11 protein-coding genes and 1 pseudogene are annotated in these 16,998 nt (G+C 68.8%); 6 read left to right on the top strand and 6 right to left on the bottom strand.

Annotated elements, in window-relative coordinates; genetic code table 11:
• Window positions 1-73: 73 nt before the first annotated feature.
• From ATM97_RS17065 to ATM97_RS17075, 3 genes are read right to left on the bottom strand one after another with little or no spacing between them, the layout of a single operon-like run.
• Entirely contained in the window at window positions 74-1,078 is a 1,005-nt protein-coding gene (locus ATM97_RS17065) for a helix-turn-helix domain-containing protein (RefSeq protein ID WP_255587931.1), read from the bottom strand.
• Window positions 1,079-1,086: 8 nt separating this feature from the next.
• Window positions 1,087-2,619, bottom strand: a complete 1,533-nt coding sequence (locus ATM97_RS17070) for a carotenoid oxygenase family protein (protein ID WP_218719012.1) — start codon at window positions 2,617-2,619, stop codon at window positions 1,087-1,089.
• A gap of 19 nt (window positions 2,620-2,638) precedes the next feature.
• A complete protein-coding gene (locus ATM97_RS17075) occupies window positions 2,639-3,856 on the bottom strand; it encodes an acetyl-CoA acetyltransferase (RefSeq protein ID WP_218719013.1) in 1,218 nt (405 codons plus the stop codon).
• 101 nt (window positions 3,857-3,957) lie between these two features.
• Here ATM97_RS17075 and ATM97_RS17080 point away from each other — a divergent pair, with 101 nt between their 5' ends.
• The 5 genes and pseudogenes from ATM97_RS17080 to ATM97_RS17100 all read left to right on the top strand — a co-directional run bounded on the left by ATM97_RS17080 (window position 3,958) and on the right by ATM97_RS17100 (window position 9,124).
• Window positions 3,958-5,148 (top strand): acetyl-CoA C-acyltransferase, encoded by a 1,191-nt coding sequence (locus ATM97_RS17080; protein WP_218719014.1) that lies wholly within the window; start codon window positions 3,958-3,960, stop codon window positions 5,146-5,148.
• Between the two features lie 54 nt (window positions 5,149-5,202).
• Window positions 5,203-6,954, top strand: coding sequence for a class I adenylate-forming enzyme family protein (locus ATM97_RS17085; RefSeq protein ID WP_218719015.1), 1,752 nt, complete (start codon window positions 5,203-5,205; stop codon window positions 6,952-6,954).
• A gap of 301 nt (window positions 6,955-7,255) precedes the next feature.
• Entirely contained in the window at window positions 7,256-7,585 is a 330-nt protein-coding gene (locus tag ATM97_RS17090) for a spore germination protein GerW family protein (protein WP_218719016.1), read from the top strand.
• A 110-nt stretch (window positions 7,586-7,695) separates the two neighbouring features.
• Window positions 7,696-8,358, top strand: a pseudogene (locus tag ATM97_RS17095) (DUF4389 domain-containing protein); the annotation flags it as partial.
• 505 nt (window positions 8,359-8,863) lie between these two features.
• A complete protein-coding gene (locus ATM97_RS17100) occupies window positions 8,864-9,124 on the top strand; it encodes a DUF1918 domain-containing protein (RefSeq protein WP_218719018.1) in 261 nt (86 codons plus the stop codon).
• Between the two features lie 256 nt (window positions 9,125-9,380).
• Here the strand turns inward: ATM97_RS17100 and ATM97_RS17105 are convergent, their stop codons facing one another.
• From ATM97_RS17105 to ATM97_RS17115, 3 genes are all read right to left on the bottom strand, one after another.
• Complete coding sequence (locus ATM97_RS17105; protein WP_218719019.1) at window positions 9,381-11,420, bottom strand: erythromycin esterase family protein; 2,040 nt, start codon at window positions 11,418-11,420, stop codon at window positions 9,381-9,383.
• Window positions 11,421-11,958: 538 nt separating this feature from the next.
• Entirely contained in the window at window positions 11,959-12,879 is a 921-nt protein-coding gene (locus tag ATM97_RS17110) for an NADP-dependent oxidoreductase (protein WP_218719020.1), read from the bottom strand.
• A gap of 47 nt (window positions 12,880-12,926) precedes the next feature.
• Window positions 12,927-16,190, bottom strand: a complete 3,264-nt coding sequence (locus ATM97_RS17115; RefSeq protein WP_218719021.1) for an AfsR/SARP family transcriptional regulator — start codon at window positions 16,188-16,190, stop codon at window positions 12,927-12,929.
• A gap of 114 nt (window positions 16,191-16,304) precedes the next feature.
• Between ATM97_RS17115 and ATM97_RS17120 the strand changes: the two genes are divergently transcribed.
• Window positions 16,305-16,946, top strand: coding sequence for a hemerythrin domain-containing protein (locus tag ATM97_RS17120; protein ID WP_218719022.1), 642 nt, complete (start codon window positions 16,305-16,307; stop codon window positions 16,944-16,946).
• Window positions 16,947-16,998 lie beyond the last annotated feature (52 nt).

Genomic DNA, 16,998 nt, shown 5'->3' on the forward strand with positions numbered 1-16,998 from the left:
CGGAGCGGCCTTGCGCCGTGGGTGATCCCGCGATCCGCCACGGCGCCAGGCAGCCCCGTCGGCTCGGAGGAGTTCAATCGAGGTGTGGAAGGCCTCGTCGATCGACGTGCGCGGATCGCGGCTCCACCATCACGGTGGTCGGCTCCAGTTCACCACCGCACTCGCTGCACGAGAACCGTGGTGTGAATCCGTCGCCACACGCGACGTGTGTGAACGCGATCGCGTTCCCTTCGGGGGCGGGGAACCACCGTTGGCCCCAAGCGATCATGGCCACCACGACGGGGAAAAAGGCGCGTCCCTTGTCGGTCAAGTGATAGGTCGTCCGGTCGACACGTTCGGTGCTGGGCGTTTCGCTCAGCACACCGAGCTCGGTAAAAGTGCGCAGCCGCTCCGCCACGATCGTCGGAGACGCCCGCATCCGTTCGGCGAACTCGCTGTAGCGCCGGGCGCCGAGAAGCGCCGAACCCAGCATCGCGGCGGACCATCTGTTGCCGATGAGATCCATCGTCTGTGGAAGCACGTGGGGCATCCGGACGGCGCCACTCGATCGCCGTCGGTTCGAGGCCGCGGGGACGCTGCGCGTCCAACCGCCGCTCGGGCCCATCTCGGCGACGACGTCACGGGCGTCGGCGGGGGACCCGCACGATGCGCACTCCAGTCGCGGTGTGAAGTGCCGGTCGCACGTGGTGTGGCGCATGAGGGGGAGTACGCCGTGATCGGGCGCCCACCGTAATTCCCATGACCACACCGAGAGCAGAATCGACCACAGCTCCTGACCGCAGGCGGTCCGCCGATACTCGTACCGGGCGGGCTTGTCCTGGTAGGGGGTCCGCTCGAGCAGCCCCGCATCGGTGAGCACCGCCAGTCGCGAGGACAGCACGGCGTGCGAGATTCCACCCGCGCCCATCCAATCGCGGTACCGCTTGGCCCCTTGGAAGGAGTGGCGCAGGATCCACAGGTTCCACTCGTCTCCCAGGAGTCCCAGGGCCACAGCGATGGAGTTGTCCCCGCCCGGGGTGAGCATGCGCCCGGCGGTCGGAGTCCTGGGCTCCGCGTCGGGTGCATGCTCATCGGACATCCCCAGAACTATAGCCCGGGGCGATCGAGTCCTATCGCCTCCGTCGGGTCGTCGTTCGTTCGCCACCGCGGCAGGGCCGAACCCGGTGCCCAGGTGGAATGCGTGCCGCTGGAGACACGCTCCGGCAGGCGAATCCGCGCCACCGGCCCGTCCGCGACACGAGCGGCGTCGAAAACCAGACACTCCGACAGGTCCTCGTCGACGTTCGAGACGATCGTGACCAGATAGCCGTCGTCCTCTTCGGTGCCGCCGACGCGCGGCGCCATCGCTGTCTCGCTGCCGAACACGCCGTCGCCGAACACGAAGCGCTCTTCCTGTCCGGTGACGGTGTCGTGCTTGACCAGGCCGTCGAACAGGAACCAGCCGGGGCGGCCGGTGGCGGCGTAGGTGTAGCGGTGCGAGCGACCGGCATGCCGGGGATTGATCATCCCGAACTCGGTGACGCTGTCCGAGAGTCGTTCCTCGCGAACCTCTCCCGTGCGCAGGTTCAACCGCCACCGATGCAGGTGGGTTCCCATCCGGTCGAGGGCCAGGAATCGGAACATCCGCTGGTAGATCCCGCCGTCTCCGGTGTCCTCGGGCTCCGGGTGCTCCTGGTGGAAGCCCTCGAGGACGATCTCGTCACCGGTCTCGTAGGCGTTGGTCCAGTGCAGCACGTACGTGGAGGAGGCCTCGAACCAGCGGATCTGATCGCTGGTTCCCCGACGCGGAATCACGCCGAGTCGCAGCGGGATGTCGGGGTGGAAGCGTGAGACGTAGCGGCCGGCCTCGAGCGCCTCGGGCAGCCAGAACAGCGGACAGTCGTTGAGGATCGCGTAGTTGTCGGTGAACGCCATGTCGTGGGGCAGGCGCGACCCGGGCAGTTCGATGTCCACGTAGTGGGCGAGGCGGTCCTGCGCATCGACGACGCCGTAGTGCATATAGGGGGCGTCGGTGCTGTAGTTGAAGAACAGCAGTTCGCCGGTTCGCTCGTCGACCTTCGGGTGCGCCGATACGCCGAGGCTTGTCGGGAACTGTCCGTTCCACGTAGCCTTGCCCACCGTCTCGAGTGTCGTCGGGTCGAGAGTGTAGAGGTCACCGCACTGCCAGAAGCTGGTGAGTGCCTTACCGTTGTGCACGATGACGTCGGTGCTGGACGCATCCTTCATCCGGCCGCGCGCCCCCCAGCCGTCCTGGCGGACGGATCGTTCGGGATTCTCGGCGATGCCGGCCCACAGCGGCCCCCCGGCCTCCTGCTCGGCCAGGAAGCCGTCGGTCTTGACGAAGCGGTTGCGGTAGAACGCCTTGCCGTCCCGGAAGCCGACCGCGTGGATCATGCCGTCGCCGTCGAACGGGTGGTAGCGGCCCTGGAGGGCCGGGTGCACCGGGTTCTCGGTGTTACGCAGGTAGACGCCGTCGAGGTCGGCCGGCAGTTCGCCGACGATCTCGAGATCGTCGGCACTGCGCTCGACGGTCTGTGGGCGCCACGCGCCGGTGCGATACGGGTGGTCGTCGTCTGCGGGCAGCGTCGTCAGGGCGCGCCCGAGTACCTCGATCTCCATGTTCCTCTCCTGATTCCGATCAGTGCCCGACGACGAAACTGGCTGTCGTCGAGGTGCTTCCGCCGAAGTTCAACATCGCGGCCCGGCGCGCGCCGTCGACCTGGTACGCGTCCGCTCGGCCCGTCACCTGGCGGTGGCAGTCCAGCAGCATCCGCACACCGGTTGCGCCGACCGGGTGCCCGACGCCGAGGAGGCCGCCACTGGGATTCACCGGGATCCGGCCACCGATCTCGAGGTCGCCCGCTTCCACGGCGCGCCAGCTCTCCCCGGGCGGTGTGATCCCGAAGTGGTCGACGGCGAGGTACTCGCTCATGGTGAAGCAGTCGTGCGTCTCGATGAGGTCGAGGTCGTCTACGCCGGCGATCCCGGCGCGGGCGAACGCGTCGCCGATCGTGTCGCGCACGTGCGGGAAGACGAACGTGTCCTCGGCGCTGCGCGAGAGCTTCTCCGCGAGGGACAGCCCTACGGTCCGGTGCCCCCAGCCGAGGATGCTCGACTGCCGTGCCGCGTCCCGCCGCACGGCCGGGTGGTCGGAGCGGACCAGGACGACGCCGGCGGCGCCGTCGGTGAGCGGCCCGCAGTCCGCCTTGCGCAGGCGGCCCTCGACGGGCGGATTGGCCATCGGGTCGGCGCTGAACGACGCCGCGGTCCGGTCCCAATCCCGGGTCTGTGCCAGGGGGTTGCGGCCGGCGTTGCGCGCGTTCAGTTCCGCGATGGCCCACAGGTGTTCGTCGGCGAGCCCGTAGCGTCGGTCGTACTCGTCGGCGATCTTGTCGAACATATACGGCCACATGAACTTTGCGTCCGTGCCCTCGCGGCCCGCCCAGGCCGCGGTGCCCATGTGCCGGGCGCCGAGGTCGCCCGGCACGGTCTTCTCGAGTTCGGCTCCGACCACCAGGGCGCAGTCGTAGCGGCCGGACTCGATGTCGGCCATGGCGGCGAGCACCGCGAGCGATCCCGATGCGCAGGCACCCTCATGCCGGGTGGCGGGCACACCCCACAGGTCCGGGACCACCGAGGGTGGCATCGCACCCAGGTGCCCCTGACCGGTGAACAGCTGGCCGAAGGCGTTGCCGACGTGGACGACGCCGATGTCGCCGACATCCAGCCCGGAGTCGGCGAGGGTGCCCTCGACGACCTCGCGCATCAGGTCGGACACATCGAGGCCTTCCCGGGTGAGGTTTCGTGCGAAATCTGTTTGGTAGCCGCCGATTATTCGAATCGTGTCAGTACGCATGTACGCCGCTCTCTGCTGAAGGTCTTGCGGTTCCGTGATGGTCAGACTACAACTAACAGAGTGATGCAAGCCACTCAACTGTCGAGAAGGCGGGGGACGCCATGACGCGGGCATTGGTCTACGACGCGGTCCGGCTGCCCCGCGGGCGGGTGCGCCGCAGCGGCGGCACCCTCGCGCAGATTCCGCCGCACGCGCTGTTCGCCCAGCTCCTCACCGCACTCGAGCAGCGCGGTCTGGCCGCCGCGGGCGTCGACGAGATCGTGTTGGGGATCAGCACGGTCACCGGGGAGCAAGGGGGAAACCTGGCCAGGGCAGCGGCTCTCTCCGCCGGGTGGCCCGACGCCGTGGGCGGCATGGTGGTGTCCCGGCTCTGCTGTTCGGGCATCGAAGCGATCGGCACCGCCGCCGCGAAAGTGACTGCGGGACAAGTCGATGTCGTGGTCGCCGGTGGTGTCGAATCGATGTCGCGGGTACCGATGCTCTCCGACACACCCGCGATCGCCACCGACCACGAGCTGGGCGAGCGCACTGGATTCGTGACCATCGGGGTCTCCGCCGACGCGACGGCCGTCGCGCACGGGTTCACCCGCATCGAGCTGGACGAGTTCGCGGCGCGGTCGCATCGGCGAGCGGCCGCCGCGCCGCCGTCGGATGCGGTGGTGGCGGTGAAATGCTCGGGCGAGGTGATCCTCGCGGTCGACGAGGGCGCCCGCCCGGACGCCACCGCCCAGCAGTTCGCGGCGCTCCCGGCCCTCTTCGACGACGACCTGGCGTGGGAACGCGTGCGCCGACGGCTCCCGGAGCTGACCCGGCCCCGGAGTGGCCTGCACTCGATCGCGACGGCCCCGCAGCTCGCCGACGGCGCGTCCGCTGCCGTGATCGCCGGTCCCGACGCGGCGAACGGCCGGCTGCGCGGGCGGGCACCGGTCGCCGAGATCGTCGCCGTCACGCACCGGTCGGTCCGCTCGCCGCTGCTGAGCGCACCGGTCGACGCGGCGCGAGACGCACTGCGCCGTGCGGGGATCGGGGCCGGCGACCTCGACATCGTCGAGGCCAACGAGTCCTTCGCCGTCAGCCCGCTGCTGCTGATCCGCGAACTCGGCCTCGACCCCGACCGGGTCAACCCCACGGGCGGCGCCCACGCCGTCGGCCACCCGCTGGGCGCTACCGGCGGCAACCTCCTCGTCTCGGCCCTCGACGGGCTCCGCCGCGTCGACGGCGAACACGCCCTGGTCACGATTCCAGCCGCGCTGGGCCTCGGCTCCGCGCTGATCCTGCGCCGGTTGAGCTGAGTCCCTTCCTCGCTTCGTCCCCTCTCGACACCCGTCCGTCTCCAGGAGATAGCCATGTCCGAACCGTTCACCGCGCCCGGGAATTCCGACCCGAATCAGCGCCGGGTTGTGCTCTGCCACCCGGAAGAGAAGATCCGTGACTACGTTGCCAAGGGGTGGTGGCGGGAGACCACCCTGCTGGACGCCTTCGACGGCTGGGTCCACGCCCGACCCGACCACGACGCCGTGTCCGATCCGGCGAACCTGACGGACCTGGCGGGCATCGAGGCCGAGACACTCACGTGGAAGGCGATGGCCGACCGCGTCGAACGACTCGCGGCCAGGTACCACGAGAGCGGGATCCGGCAGGGCGACGTGGTCGTGGTCCAGGTGCCCAACTCGGTGGCACTGGTCGCGACGTACCTCGCGCTGTGGCGCCTGGGCGCGGTCGTCAGCCCCGTACCGGTCGCGTACCGGCAGCACGAGTTGTCGAACATCTGCCGTGCCACCGAGGCCAGGGCGGTCGTGACGGTGTCACGCCTGCTCGGACGCGACATGACCGCCGAGGCGCTCGCGCTCGCCGAACCGGCTGACGGGATCGAGAGCGTGTTCGTGTTCGGTCCCGATCCGGACCCACGCGCGGTGTCGATGGACTCGTCGGCGTCGTCTGCCGCCACCGAGCAAGCGCGGCGTTACGTCGACGGCCTGGTCCGCACGATCGGCGACCGGATCACGATTTGCTGGACCAGCGGGACCGAGGCCGCTCCCAAAGGTGTCCCGCGCTGTCACGCCGACTGGTTCGCGAGCGCGCAGGCGGCTCAGGACGGGCTCGAGACCGACGAGTCGTCGGTCATCCTCAACCCGTTTCCCATGGTGAACATGGCGGGATTCGCGGCGGCGTTCCTGCCCTGGCTGGTCGGCGGCGGGCACCTGGTCCAGCACCAGCCGCTGGACCTCGCGGTGTTCCTGGCGCAGATCGCCCGCCACCGCGTCACACACACCTCGATGCCGCCGGCGATCCTGGCGATGCTGCTCCAGCAGGACGCGCTCCGGGAATCGGTGGACCTGTCGTCGCTGCAGCGGGTCGGCTCGGGCGGCGCACCGTTGCCGCCCAGTGTGGTTCGTCGGTGGCAGGACGAATTCGGAATCGAGGTCCTCAACTTCTTCGGCTCCAACGAGGGGGTGTGCCTGCTCGGCGCGCCCGCCGACATCCCGGATCCGGCCGTCCGCGCCCTGCACCTGCCGAACTACGGTGCCCCGGACCGGGAATGGGCGACGCGCGTCGCGAAGATGACGTCGGTACGTCTGGTCGACCCGGTGACCGGCGCCGACGTCCACGCTGTCGGTGAGCGGGGCGAGTTGCGTCTGAAAGGACCCAGCGTCTTCGGCGGCTACCTCGAGGGCACCGCGGCGTCCAGCCCGTTCGACGACCAGGGCTATTTGTGCAGCGGGGATGTGTTCGAACTCGGCGGCGAGCGCGGCGAATACCTGATCTTCGTCGACCGGATCAAGGAGATCATCATCCGCGGCGGTATGAACATTGCGCCCGCCGAGATCGAGGGCCTGCTGATGGAGCATCCCGGGGTGGGCGATGTCGCGGTGATCGGCTACCCCGACGACGTGTTCGGGGAGAAGTGTTGTGCCGTGGTAGTTCCGGCTCCGGGAGCCTCGGTCGAACTCGCCGACCTCGTGAACCATCTACGGGATCGGCAGGTCGCGTCCTTCAAGCTGCCCGAACGGCTCGAAATCGTCGATACCATTCCTCGTAACCCGGTCGGCAAGATCATGCGCCGGACCATCCGTGACGCTCTGACACCCTCCGTCTAGATTCTGTCGGTCGGCTCACCCGATCGAATTCGAGTGCTCGGGCACGTGCTCGTACAGGTCCGAAGGGCGACCGAACCGAACCCACAACGATCGACGCTCCAGCACCGGCGTCGGTCCTCTGCCAGGTGACGACGAACGGCACCCGGGTCGGGGTCGGTGGTCCCTGGTGGCCGTCGCCCGACGGGTGGTCGAATCGAAAGGTCCGTTCGACAGCAAGGCGCGGACACCGATCGGACCGACCCGTGCGGTTCGGCGTGGCGTCGAATGTCGACATACAGACCGCGTAGGCGAGGAGAGCCCTGTGAGAATCGATGAAGTAGTCGAAAGCGTCAAGGAATCGATGTCGGTCGAGCGTGTGTACGCGCCGCCGATCGAACGTGACGGAACAACGGTGATCGGCGTCGCCACGATCTCCGGCGGTGCCGGCGGAGGCGGCGGGTCGGGCCCGGATGGCGAGAAGGGCTCCGGCGCCGGCTTCGGGATCGGGGCAAAGCCGGTCGGTGCCTTCGTCATCCGAGACGGCCGGGTGCGGTGGCAGCCGACGGTCGATGCGAATCGGTTGATCGTCGTTGCCGGGATAGTAGCCCTGGCCGCGCTCGCCGTCGGCGCGCGCTACGCGAACAGACGATAACCGAGGTCCGAACTCACCATCAGCGTCGTCGAACGTGACGCCGCCGAACAACTGGTCCGGCGCGGTGCCGTGTTTCGGTATCGAGATTCGAGGAGGTCGTGATGGAAGCTCCCGATAGCCCCTATCCGGTGCGATTGCGGGGGGATTTGGACGAGCCGCTGTCGCGGTGGCTGTGGCTGGTCAAATGGGTCCTGGTGATTCCACATGTCGTCGTCTTGTTCTTTCTGTGGGTCGCGTTCTTCTTGCTCACAGTGGTGGCCGGGGTCGCGATTCTCTTCACCGGCCGGTACCCGAGAGCGATCTTCGACTTCAATGTCGGGGTCGTCCGGTGGTCGTGGCGGGTCCAGTTCTATTCCTGTGCGGCGCTGGGAACTGATCGGTATCCGCCGTTCACGCTGCGCTCGACCGACTATCCGGCCGACTTCCAGGTCACGTATCCGGAGCGCCTGTCCCGGACGTCGGTGTTGTTCAAATGGTGGCTGCTGGCGATCCCGCACTACGCGATCGCGTTGGCGATGACCGGCGGCAGCGTCGGATTCGGTGGTGAAACCGGTGCCACCACTATCCCGCTGCTCGGGGTCCTGGTCGTGATCGCGGCGGTGATCCTGCTGTTCACCGCGCAGTATCCGCGTCGGCTTTTCGACTTCGTGCTCGGTATCAACCGATGGCTGTACCGGGTCGTCGCGTACGCGGGGCTGATGCGAGACGAGTATCCACCGTTCCGGCTCGACCAAGGCCCACGCGAGCCAGGCACTCCGGATCCCCTCGTGTAGCCGACGGTGCGATCCGCGCCGCCGGACGGGAACAGCGTCGCAGCGGTGATTCGGGTCAGCCGTACACCTGCGAGGCATGGGCGTCCGCCCCGGATGACGACGGCGTCGATCCTGCTGTGCGGTTCGACGGCAGCCCACAGCGTTACCGGGGCGCCGGAGCCGGGCCCGGGCCGACGTAGCCGGCAGGGAGATCGTGGCAGAGCTGTTGTCCACAGCCAACGCCGAGCGTCGGTCGATCTGCTGCCGAGAAGGCGGACGTCGACCTCGATCCGCGCGGGATAGCGAATAGTGCCACAGGTCGCCGGCCCAGGGGACGGTCGGCCCTAGGGCCGGTTCACCCCATTTTGATGGGATCGAGGAGTCCGAGAATGCAGCACAGGAGTTGAGCACTGTGCGTCGCCCCGGGCGCCAGGACGTGTTCGATCGCGGGAACGACGGCACGGTCACAGCGAGCGAGGAGCTCGGGCAATGAGCGACGACAAGGAAATCGGCGAGGAGGAATGTCATGCATGCGAAACCAGGCGACTGGCTCGTCATCGAGGGACATACCGTCGGCGGCGCCGTCCGGCGGGGCCTGATCGAGGAAGTCCGCTCGGCAGACGGGTCTCCACCCTATCTGGTGCACTGGACCGATGATGGTCATCGAGCGCTGACCTTTCCCGGGCCGGACGCCTATGTACTCACCGGGGCCGAGCTACGGGCGCGGGAGGAGGTCGCGACAGCGAGGTTCTCCTCGATGCAGCATCAGCCCGGTCATCCGGTCTGAGCGGCGTGCGACGTCAACTCCCGAACGTGCTCGAGGCGCAACCGCGGTTGCCCTGCGTCGACAGGATGCGGCTGTCCGGCTCAGCCGCGTGGCGACGCGTGCCGACCGGGTGCTGGTCACCGCGTCGAAGCCGCTTCGGCTCTTGGCCGATCAGCCGTCCTCGGTCGGGTTCCCCGGGGAATCAACCGCCGATCGGACCCTTCTCGGTGTTCCGGTACAGGTGCGTGGCGAGCGCCGTGCAAGACATCCGGTCACATCACAAACCTGTCGGATAGGTTTCCGGTGTTCTCTGCGCGCTCCAGATGCTGGTGGGTTCGAGCGGCTGCAGCGCGGTCGTGCGATCGATGTGGATCAGGGCGTCGAACTGGTCGGCGGCACGAGTGTGGAAGTAGTGACTCTGTCTCTCGGTGCCCGGCCGGTAGACGACGCCGATCGCTCGTTGCAGCCGTGGCTGACCCAGTGTGTCCGCGGCGGCGTCGCCGGTGTCCAGACGAACCAGGAATTCACCGATGCCGGCATCGTGCAGCAGAGTTTCCATGCTGGACGGTAGTGCCGGGCGAACGGTTTCGTGGACCGCGGTCCCGCCCCACTCCTGTGCCGCGGTGACGGATCCGTAGTACGTGCTCGAGCCGATCGCTCGGCAGTGCGCGCCGTGACGTTGCCGCATCAGCTGTCCGAGAGTGATCTGGCCCTCCGCTCCGAACTCGGTGGCCCGAGCGTCGCCGACATGTGAATTATGCGCCCAGACAACAATTCTCGGGGCTCGAGTGACGCCGGTTGGGCGCTGACCGCGGCTCAGGTGCTCGCGCAGTGCGTCGAGAGTGTCGGCCATGTGTCCGTCACGCAGATTCCAGGAAGCGGTGTGATCGCCGAACATCGTGCGGTAGTAGAGCTCGGCGTCACGGACCGACCACGCGTTGCGCAGGGCGTCGAAGAGCTCTTCGGCGGCGTCGGTGCCGGTGCTGAATTCGGCCAGCGACTTGCGTTGCATCTCGACCAATTGCGTGACGGCCTGGTCTTCGCAGGTCTTGCCCGCACCGAATGCCGCACCGTAGCCGTAGGCCTGCCCGTCGCCGGAGTCGGCTTCGCCGAAACAGCCGTATCGGGTCTTGGCGCGCTGAGCGGCTGCACGGTCTGTCCGCTCCAGGTAGCGCACGACCTCGTTCATCGATCGATGCAGGCTGTAGAGGTCCAGGCCATAGAATCCGGTGGTGCGCTCGTCGTTCCGCACCTGTTCGTCGTTGTGGTCACGCAACCAGTCGACGAAATCGCGGACCACGGTATTGCGCCACATCCAGGCCGGAAATCGCTCGAACCCACGGAGCGCTTCTTCCGCGGTGGTGTCGCTGCCACGGGCGTGCACATAGCGGTTGACGCGCGCGGCGTCGGGCCAGTCTCCTTCGATCGCGACCGCGTCGAAGCCTCTGTGCTCGATCAGCCATTTCGTCATTTCGGCACGCGCGGAATAGAACTCGTGTGTCCCGTGGGTGCTTTCGCCGATCAGGACGATGCTCGCGGTGCCGATCAGATCGTCGAAGTGCTCCAGAGGCGGAATCCCGTCGGGCGCGTGGATCGCGCACGCGCGGATCGCCTGCACCGGGTCGGGAGCTGAACTCGGTGATCCGGTGGTCGGTGTGTTCAGCAGGGTGTGCACCTGCTCGTCGGTCACCTGGGTGAAGTCCCAGTAGGAGGCGCCGACAGCGCGGAACGGTGAAGGTATCGTCGCGCAGACCACTTCGTCGACCATCGCGGCGAGTTCACGACATGTCGATTCCGGTGCCGCGGGCACGGCGACGACGATACGAAGCGGTTCCTGGGCTCGGATCGCCTCGATCGCCGCGAACATGCTCGAGCCGGTGGCCAGGCCGTCGTCGACGAGGATGACCGTTCGTCCGGCGACATCGAGGGGGCCACGGCTGCCGCGGTAGGCAGCTTCTCGGCGCGCGAGTTCGGCTGCCTCGTCCTCTGCCACCGCACGTATCTGGTCGGAGGTCAGACGCAGCGCCCGGACGACATCGTCGGCGAGGACGATGCGGCCACCTGTGGCCAGGGCGCCGAAGGCGAACTCCGGGTTGTCGGGTACTCCCAGCTTGCGCACCACGAGAGCGTCCAGCGGCGCGCCCAGGGCGGCGGCCACTTCCCACGCCACCGGGATTCCGCCGCGCGGTAGCCCGAGCACGATCACCTCCTCGTGACCTCGGTAGTGGCCGAGTAGTTCCGCCATGGCCTGGCCGGCCTCACGACGATCACGGAAGATCCGACGAGCGGAATCCTCGCGCAACTTGATGGGGTTCATCGCTGCCTCGATTCGATGGGGAGCACCGTCGACTCGGCGTCAGGGCTTCCTGGCGGAAAGGTAGGTGGTGACGATGACCATGGCGGCGAAGATCGCGGCGATGATCACCGCGGCGACTGTCCAACTCATGACGGCTCCTTCTCGATGGTTTCGAGGTCGCCGGCAGGGGCGGCCGGGCTACCGGTTGTGCGTGGATCCGTCAGGTCGGTCCGATTTCGGCGGATACGCGCTGGATAGCTTGCTTCTGAGTCTCGATGTCGCACCGGTTCGTCGATACAGCACTTCGTCCCCTTGTGGGAGGCCATAGGTCGGCCTCGGGTCCGATGCTGGTCGCAGACGCCGCCGACGAACGCCCGCAGCCGCCGGGGCAGACGGGCGGCGATCCAGCCGCGGCGATCACGGGGGTTGCAGGTTCAGCGGGCCAATATGCCCATGCAGATCCACCCACCCGTCAGCGGGTGGGTGGATCTGACTTCCATCAAGTGTCCGACTAGCGCTCTTTCGGGTGTAGGGGCAGCTTGCCTGTGCGCGGGAGGGATCAGGGGCGGAGCACGTAGCGCCCGCGCGTCCCGCCTTTGGCCATGGCGCGGTGGGCTTCGGCGGCCTCGGTCAAAGGCAAGACCGCGTGAACCCGGGCGGGCAGGCCGCCGCCGGCGGCGCGGGCGAGCAGCTTTTCCAAGCACGGGCCGTCCGAGTGCACCATCAGAATGTTCACCGTGATCCCGCGCTCGGCCGTGGGCGTCAGGTTCGGTCGGACGCCGACGAAGGATCCGCCGTCGCGGACCGGGTTCAAGCTCCATGCCTGCTGCGATGTGGTGTCGACGACGGCGTCCCAGCCGGGTTCGGCTTCGGTACGGAAGTCGGCGCCGAGACCGCGCACGAACGGTTCGTCTTCGGCGCGGGCCAGTCCGGTCACCTGCCAGCCGCGGTCGGGTGCCAGCGCGGCCACGTTCGCGCCGATCGCCCCGGCCGCGCCCGCCACCAGCAATCGGTTGCCCTCGGCGGGTGCATCGCCGAGCAGATCCACGATCTGTGCCGCACTCAATCCACTGAGCGGCACAGTCGATGCCGCGACCAGGTCGAGTTCGTCGGGAACCACGGCGAGATCAGTGGCCGGGACGACGAGTTGTTCCGCGTAGGTGCCGAAGTCGCGGTCGAAACCGAGGACGACGCCGGCCACCCGGGTACCGACGGCCAGTTCCACGCCCGCGCCGGTGGCGACGACGGTGCCGGCGAAGTCCCAGCCGAGGCCGGTGTGGGAGGGCTGGTTGATCATGCCCATCTGGTGGAAGAATCCGCCCGTGACGCCGAGGTCGGTGGGATTGACCGGCGCGGCCGCGACCGCGATGCGGACCTCTCCGGGGCCGGGCTCGGTGACCGGCAAGTCGATGATCTCGATCGAGTCGGGTCCGTTCGGGGTACGGACGACCGCGGCCCGGAAGGTGTGCGGGTTGTGCATGTTTCGTGCCTCCATCAGTTCGGTTCTGATGGGCTCGACACTGCGCCTCAGGTTTTGGAAGGAACTTGGAGCGGACTTGGAACGCGATCGGCGCGAGCAGTTGCTTCCGCGGCCCAGCCGGAGGCGTTCCACCTGTCGGCGATGGCGGCGGCCCGGGCGAAATGCGCTGCGGCCTCCTCGGCGCGGCCCAGGTACAGAGCGAGTTCGCCGAGCGTGTGGGCGACCGGGCGCAGGGCAAGGGAGACGCTCTCCGCGCCCGCCGGGGGACCTTCTCGATGCGGAAGCAGGTCCGCGTAGCTCTGTGCGGCGACGTCGCGGTCGTTCGTGGCGACGGCCGCCAGCGCACGCAGGCTGGTCAGGAAGGTGAAGAAGAAGTCGCGCCGGATCGGGGCGGGTTCGGTGCGGACCCGATCCGCTTCATTGCCGCGTCCCGCGGCGTGGAGGGCGAGGGTCAGCAGGTCGGCGGCTATCGGGCCGAGCGCCGCGTGCAGCGCGCGCACGTCGTCCACGTGGTCGCCCAGTGTGCCGTCGTTGATCCAGATCGCCGCCTGCGGGAGCCGCAGGAAACCCGCGGCATGCACCGATCCGGCGCGTTCCATGCGTTCGGTGGCCTCGTGGTAGAGCCGCGCGGCATCGGCGAAGCGGCCTTCGATGAGCACCAGTGTCGCCAGCGCGATCTCGGCCGCGCCGATCGCTTCCGGCATCCGGTATGTGCGGGCGAGGTCGAGCGCCTCCTCGGTCACGCGCCGCATGGTCGCGGGGTCGTTGGCGGCGGCCGCGTTCGCGGCCTGCTCGAGCAAACCGGTCACCCGGTAGACGGGCAGGTCGTGCTCGACGCTGATCTCCACCAGCTCACGCGAATACTCTTCCCGCCCGGACTCGCGGGCGACGAGCAGCAGCGCCGCGGCCCGCAGGCGCGGAGAGGGGGCGAGGTCGAGCGCTTCCCGCGCCGCCGCCATAACCGTCGGATCGTTCTCGCCCACCAACTCGTGGGCGTAGGCGATGAGGAGGTGGGACCGGGTGCCGGAGTCGAGATCGTGCCGTTCGAGCAGATGGCGGAGACGGTCGACGATGGGCTTGTCGACGGTGCCGTAGGCGCGGGCCTGCCAGGGGGTGGGTTCGGTCCAGGCGGTGAACGCGGCGATCATCAGGTCCTCGCGGCCGAGCGACTCGGCGTACTCCACGGCCTGTTCACGAGTACGTCGGGCCGCGTCGAAGGCTCCGGCTCTGACCTGCGCGCGCAGCAGCCTGCCGAGCAGATCGACCCGCTCGTCCGGATCGCTGGAGTTGGCGACGGCGTCGCCGAGGAGTGCGGCCGCCACATCGTGAGCGTATCGGGCCTCGGCGAGCTCGGCGGCCCGCGCGCAATAACCTGCGGCCTTCGGCGATCCCGCTCGTGCGTAGTGGTGGGCCAGCGCGGCGAAATCACCGGAGTCCTCCAGCGCTACGGCGATGCGGGCGTGCATTCGGGTGACCCGCAGCCGGCTGACATCGGTCAGGAGCGTGTCCCGGACCAGTGCGTGCACGAATCGGACCCGCCCGGGCCCGGGCTCGTCGAGCAATCCGGCGATGACGCCGGCATCGAGCGCGTCCAGCACGCCGTCCTCGTCGGTATCGGCGGCCCGCACGAGCACATCCACCGAGCTTTCCCGGCCCGCCACCGCCGCCAGCCGCAGGACGGACACACTGCTCTCGGGCAGCCGGGCGAACCGGCGCCGCAGTACGTCGCGGACACCCTCCGGAACCTCGGAAAGTGCGGTCAGCACGCCCTCACAGTTCAGCAGCCGCGCGGTCTCCCGCACATAGAACGGGTTGCCGCCGGTCCGCTGGGCGATACCGGCCACGGTCGCGTCGTCTGCTTCGCATTCGGAGCGGACCAGGTCGGTGACGGCGTCGCGATCGAGACCGGGCAGCTCCAGCCGCAGGGGCGCGGTGCGGGCGAGGGCCGCGAGTGTCGCGGCCAGGCGCTCGCTTTCGTCCGCACGGTATGCCGCGACGATCAGGAGGGGGTGCCGTGTGTCGACACCGGCGAGCAGTTCCAGGGTGGCGGCGTCCGCACAGTGCAGGTCGTCCAGCATGACGGCGACGGGGCGGTACGCCGCGATCGCCGACAGCCATGCCCACACGGCTTGCCGCAACCGGAAACGGCCGGCTGCCGCGTCCCCGGTGACGGTCACCGACTCCGACAACAACGGCGCCAGGTCGTCGGCGAACTCGCCCGGCGGAACGCTTCCGGCGACAGTCCGCAGCACCTCGACCCACGCCCAGGCGGGCGGCGCACTGTCGAGGTCGGGACAGCGCCCGGCGGCCACCAGCCAGCCCTCCCGTGCCAGCCGCACGCCGAGGCATTCGAGCAGCTTCGATTTGCCGAGCCCGGCCTCGCCGGTGACGAGCGCGACACGCACGCCCGCGTGACCGGTGTCCCGGGCGGTATCCATCAGCGCCGCCAGCTCGCTCTCCCTGCCGACGAACGGTACGGTGCAAGGCTTTTCGACGGGAGGCGGCACGATCACCGCGGCGCGGGGCTCGTCCGTCGCAGGCGCGACGGACGAGCGGAGGAAGTCCGTGCGCTGGGTGAGGATCGCCTCTTCCAGTTCCACCAGATCCGGTCCGGGATCCAGGCCCAGTTCTTCGGCGAAGTGGGCACGGGCACGGCGGAGCGCGGCGAGGGAGTCGGCCTGTCGGCCGCTGCTCCACAGCGCGAGCGCGTGCAGGCGCCAGCCTTCCTCGCGCAGCGGATGGTCGCGGGTGAATATCTCCGTGTCCGGCACGACCGCCGTCGGGTCGCCGAGGCGCAGGCCTGCCGCGATATGCAGCTCGCGGGCGACCAGGCGTAGCTCCTCGAGTCGCGCGATCTCGGCGGTGACCCACTGCTCGTCGGCGACCTCGGCGAAGGCGGACCCCTGCCACAGCGCCAGCGCCTCGGTCAGCCGGATCCGGGCTGCCCGTGGATCGGGCAGCGTGCGGGCCTCGTCGAGCAGTTCCTCGAAACGCCAGGCGTCCACCGCTTCTCGCGGCAGCCGCAAGGCGTAGCCGGGCGCCGCGCTCACCAGCACGCGGGCCGGCGCTCGCGGCGGGCGGCCGGGTTCGAGCAGACGGCGCAGGTTGGACACGTACGCCTGCAATGACGCCAGGGCGCGCGACGGCGGTTCACCGCGCCACAGGTCCTCGATCAATCGATCGACAGGTACCACCTGCCCGCGAGCGGCTATCAGCAGCGCCAGTACGCCGCGCTGCCGAGGCCCGCCGAGCGGAATGGACTCGCCGCCGCTCTCGGCAGCAAACGAACCCAGCACCCGCACAAAGACCATGACGCGTCACATCATACGCACGCCGAGGTCCGAGCGTTCCAAGTCGGTTCCCAGTCCGTTCCAAACGCCCGAGCGCAGGCTCGAGGCATTCGAAACACTTGGAGGACAAGAACAATGAGCATCGACACCCAGGATATGAAAATCGTGCACCGCGCATTCCGTCGCGAATCCCGAATGCTGATCGACCTCGTCGCGGCGGTAACTCCGGGTGACACCGCGCGGGCCGCGCTCATCGCCGCTCATTTCCGCGACTACCGACTCGGATTGAAGAACCACCACGAGGGCGAGGACGAACTGCTGTGGCCGCCACTGCTGTCCCGGGTCGACCCGGGAGCGGAAGTCATCCTGCGCATGCGCGCCCAGCACGAGCGCGTCGACATCGGTCTGACCAAACTGGACGCTGCGGTCCCGGCGTGGGAGGCCACGGCCGGCGCCGATGAACGCGACACCCTCGTAGCGCTGCTCGTCGACCACCGGGCGGTCCTGGTCGAACATCTCGACGATGAAGAGGCGGCGCTGTTGCCGCTCGCGGCCGTGCACATCACGGGGCGGGAGTGGGCTGCCCTGGGCGAGCACATGGTGGCCCACACACCCAAGCTCACCTTGCTCACGCTCCTCGGACTGGTCCTGGAGGACGCCGACCGAACCGAACGCGCCACGTTGCTCGGGGGCCTCCCCGCACCGGTCCGCGCCATCTGGCACGTCATCGGCCGTCCCCGCTACGCCCGTCACATCCGCCGCGTCCGCGCGGCCTGATCGCTGTCCTCCGCGAGGACGGGTGGCGCGACCGTCCCTTCCTGTCTTCGTT

It is taken from the genome of Nocardia sp. MH4, assembly GCF_019266065.1.
Classification (GTDB): domain Bacteria; phylum Actinomycetota; class Actinomycetes; order Mycobacteriales; family Mycobacteriaceae; genus Nocardia; species Nocardia canadensis.

Excerpts from the sequence above, each read along its gene's own strand:
- ATM97_RS17065 (WP_255587931.1), bottom strand. The coding sequence starts at position 1,078 with ATGTCCGATGAGCATGCACCCGACGCGGAGCCCAGGACTCCGACCGCC.
- ATM97_RS17070 (WP_218719012.1), bottom strand. The coding sequence starts at position 2,619 with ATGGAGATCGAGGTACTCGGGCGCGCCCTGACGACGCTGCCCGCAGAC.
- ATM97_RS17075 (WP_218719013.1), bottom strand. The coding sequence starts at position 3,856 with ATGCGTACTGACACGATTCGAATAATCGGCGGCTACCAAACAGATTTC.
- ATM97_RS17080 (WP_218719014.1), top strand. The coding sequence starts at position 3,958 with ATGACGCGGGCATTGGTCTACGACGCGGTCCGGCTGCCCCGCGGGCGG.
- ATM97_RS17085 (WP_218719015.1), top strand. The coding sequence starts at position 5,203 with ATGTCCGAACCGTTCACCGCGCCCGGGAATTCCGACCCGAATCAGCGC.
- ATM97_RS17100 (WP_218719018.1), top strand. The coding sequence starts at position 8,864 with ATGCATGCGAAACCAGGCGACTGGCTCGTCATCGAGGGACATACCGTC.
- ATM97_RS17105 (WP_218719019.1), bottom strand. The coding sequence starts at position 11,420 with ATGAACCCCATCAAGTTGCGCGAGGATTCCGCTCGTCGGATCTTCCGT.
- ATM97_RS17110 (WP_218719020.1), bottom strand. The coding sequence starts at position 12,879 with ATGCACAACCCGCACACCTTCCGGGCCGCGGTCGTCCGTACCCCGAAC.
- ATM97_RS17115 (WP_218719021.1), bottom strand. The coding sequence starts at position 16,190 with ATGGTCTTTGTGCGGGTGCTGGGTTCGTTTGCTGCCGAGAGCGGCGGC.
- ATM97_RS17120 (WP_218719022.1), top strand. The coding sequence starts at position 16,305 with ATGAGCATCGACACCCAGGATATGAAAATCGTGCACCGCGCATTCCGT.